General features: G+C 63.8%; 4 protein-coding genes. 3 read left to right on the forward strand and 1 reads right to left on the reverse strand.

The annotated features are described in order from the left end of the window. The 3 genes from QOI01_RS32365 to QOI01_RS32375 form a co-directional block, all read left to right on the forward strand. Positions 1–323: ABC transporter permease subunit (locus QOI01_RS32365; RefSeq protein ID WP_526387704.1), on the forward strand; the 323-nt coding region annotated here is incomplete at its 5' end. 39 nt (positions 324–362) lie between these two features. Then, complete coding sequence (locus QOI01_RS32370) at positions 363–1,448, forward strand: ABC transporter ATP-binding protein (protein ID WP_526387706.1); 1,086 nt, start codon at positions 363–365, stop codon at positions 1,446–1,448. Positions 1,449–1,767: 319 nt separating this feature from the next. After that, on the forward strand, positions 1,768–2,016 hold the full coding sequence (locus QOI01_RS32375; protein ID WP_526387708.1) for a hypothetical protein: 249 nt from the start codon (positions 1,768–1,770) through the stop codon (positions 2,014–2,016). 746 nt (positions 2,017–2,762) lie between these two features. On the opposite strand, the gene QOI01_RS32380 is transcribed toward QOI01_RS32375, so the two are convergent. Further along, positions 2,763–3,082: NAD-binding protein (locus QOI01_RS32380; RefSeq protein ID WP_526387710.1), on the reverse strand; the 320-nt coding region annotated here is incomplete at its 5' end.

Raw genomic sequence — 3,082 nt, forward strand, 5'->3', positions numbered from 1 at the left:
CCGCCATACTCGACGGCTGCTCGCCGTGGCAAGTGTATTGGCGGGTGCTGCTGCCGCACACCAGGCCGGCAGTCATGGTGCTCGCAGTGCTCACTTGGATGAATGTGTGGAATGACTTCCTGTGGCCGTTGCTGATGATCCAGCGCAACAGCATCTCCCCGCTCACCCTTGGCCTGGTGCATCTGCAGGGGGAGTACACCTCCAAGTGGCCGGTGCTGATGGCCGCGTCCATGCTGATCCTGCTACCGCTGGTGGTCATATACGCCGTCGCTCAACGAGTTTTCATTCGCGGCATCGCCCTGTCGGGCTTTGGCGGCCGGTAAGCGCGAAGACGCAATGATTCGAGAGAGGCAGGATTCTTCATGGCATCGATAGCCTTCGAGAAGGTGAGTAGGCGATACCCGGGCGCGGATCGGCCCGCGGTCGACCGGCTGGACCTGACCATCGGCGATGGCGAATTTCTGGTCCTGGTCGGGCCTTCCGGCTGCGGTAAGTCCACTTCGCTGCGGATGCTGGCTGGCCTCGAGACCGTCGACGATGGCGTTATTCGCATCGGCGCGCGCGATGTCACGGACGCCGATCCCAAGGATCGCGATATCGCCATGGTGTTCCAGAACTTCGCGCTGTACCCGCACATGACGGTGGCGCAGAACATGGGTTTCTCACTGAAAGTCGCCAGGATGTCCAAGGCCGACATCCGCGACCGCGTCCTCGGCGCCGCCCGGCTGCTCCACCTGGAGGCGTGCCTCGACCGCAGACCCAAGGACCTGTCCGGTGGAGAGCGTCAGCGCGCGGCGATGGGCCGGGCCATCGTGCGTCGCCCACAGGTGTTCCTGATGGACGAGCCCTTGTCCAACCTCGACGCGAAACTGCGGGTTCAGACCCGCACCCAAATCGCCTCGCTGCAGCGCCAACTCGCCACCACCACCGTCTACGTCACCCACGACCAAGTCGAGGCCATGACCATGGGCCACCGCGTCGCCGTACTGCGCGACGGTGTCCTACAACAATGCGCCGCCCCACGCGAGCTCTACCGCAACCCGGCCAATGTCTTCGTAGCCGGGTTCATGGGTTCGCCCGCAATGAACCTCTTGACCCTGCCGGTTCTCAATCAAACCGTCTCACTCGGCGATTGGATCATCCCAATCCCGCGCGAGATCGCGGACGCCGCAACCGAAGTGGTCGTCGGCATCCGCCCCGAGCACTTCGAGATCGACGGCCACGGCGTCGCAATCGAAGTCGACGTCGTGGAAGAACTCGGCTCCGACGCCTTCATCTACGGGCGCCTGGTTACCGGCGCCGGTAGCACCACTACCGCCGACAAACCCATCGTCGCGCGCGGCGACTGGCGCAGCCCACCCGAGCGCGGCACCCGCATACACCTTCGTCCGAGCCCCGACCACATCCTCTTCTTCGCCAACGATCCCACCGGTAGCCGCCTGAGATAAGAGACGCTGCCGCAATCTTGTTGGCGCCTTGACCGTCCGTGGCCCCGGACCGCGGTACATGCTGATGGGTGGATGCGGATTCCAGGTGGGGGCGCCGCAAACTGGTGTCAATGGTGACGACATGGGTTCGCCGAAGGGCAGCCCTGTCGTCCAACGCAGAACCTCTGCATGCCGGCCAGGCAAGGGACGATTAAAGCTATGGCGTGTTGATGGATGCTCAACGGGTTTCAGTGGCCCTCAACGGATTCTCAGCGGTGCTGGGCCACGCTAATTCTGTACGGGCAACTACACATAATCCAACACTTCAAGGAGAACCACCATGAGCATGAAACTGCAGTACGTCGCACCACTGTTGGCGGCGGGTGCTGCCGCAGTCGCGATCGCCGCCGCACCGACGGCATTCGCAATAGATCAGCAATCCTGCAACGGGAACGGCTCGGGAACTACCTGCCTGTCGGCCGGCAACGTTCCCATCAATAGTTCCCCGCCCGGTGTTCAGCACCAGCCCGGGGACCTGCCCGATCTCACGGTGCAGGACTTCGCGATGGCCCTCGGCCTGACGACGTAAATGGGCGCACCTCTACGCCAACATCGAAACAATCGACGGCACCGGGGCCAGCCGCTACGGGTGCGCCGCGGTCGAGCGTGGCCGACCGCAGCAGCGTTGCCCCGAAGGCCGTATCCGGTGGAGGGCGCCGACGGACAGGACAACTGGGCCGATGGCGACGGAGCGTCGTGGCAACGCCGCGCTCACGGATCGCTGAGGATCTTGATGCGCCGACACCGCAGCGGATTTCAGCTCTACACGACCGTTTGCGTGCAGGTCGGCGAAGCGATGCGGGACGCAAGCGGCATCGAGGTTGGGGACGAAGCCCGCTTGGTCAGCGAGCACTGCTCCGAATCGATATGTGGATACGGAATGGCTTTTACGCCAGGCTCCTTCACTGGTGTGGCAGTGATGGGCGAAAGGCCGTGATAGGGCAGGGTTTAGGGTGCCTACAGAGGTAGGTGTTGGCCGCCGCATGTGGGCCGGGTACGGCTTGAGGGATGGGTTGCCCGGTGCCGACTGTGATGAGGTTCTTCATCACGCTCTGGTTGATGTAGAAATCCAAGCCTCGCAAGCACGCCTCGTAGCACTCGATGGTTGGCCGTAGACCTTGGTGGGTGAACCGGAGACTTGTTCCACCTGGCGTGCGGGTGATGTCGAAGATCACCTGCGTGTCGGTCCACTCGTTGTGGTCCTCGACAAAGCTACGCCCATGTGGCCCGGCGCGCCGAACGGGCGCGGGGCGGTTGTCACACCCGCCGGTGCCGTCACGAGTTCACCGGCGCAAGCCCGTCGTCGACGGTCACGTTCTCGGGTGCCAGGGTGATTCCCCCACCGCGCGCCACCTCGAGCAGCAGCGTCGCGAAGTCTTCGTCCTCACCGCGGCCGGAGCCGGCGGCTTGCGCCACGATCTGCCGGGTGGCTGAAGCGATCGGCATCGGTGACTTCAGCAGGTTCGCCGCTTCCAGGCCCAGATCGAAGTCCTTCTGCAGCAGCGCCATGGTGAAGGTCGGGCTGAAGTCGAGGTTGACGAACGCTGGCGACTTGTACTGGGTGAACGCCGAGCCCATCACCGAGTCATTCAGGA

The sequence above is a fragment of the Mycobacterium sp. genome (assembly GCF_032162605.1).
Taxonomy (GTDB): Bacteria; Actinomycetota; Actinomycetes; order Mycobacteriales; family Mycobacteriaceae; genus Mycobacterium.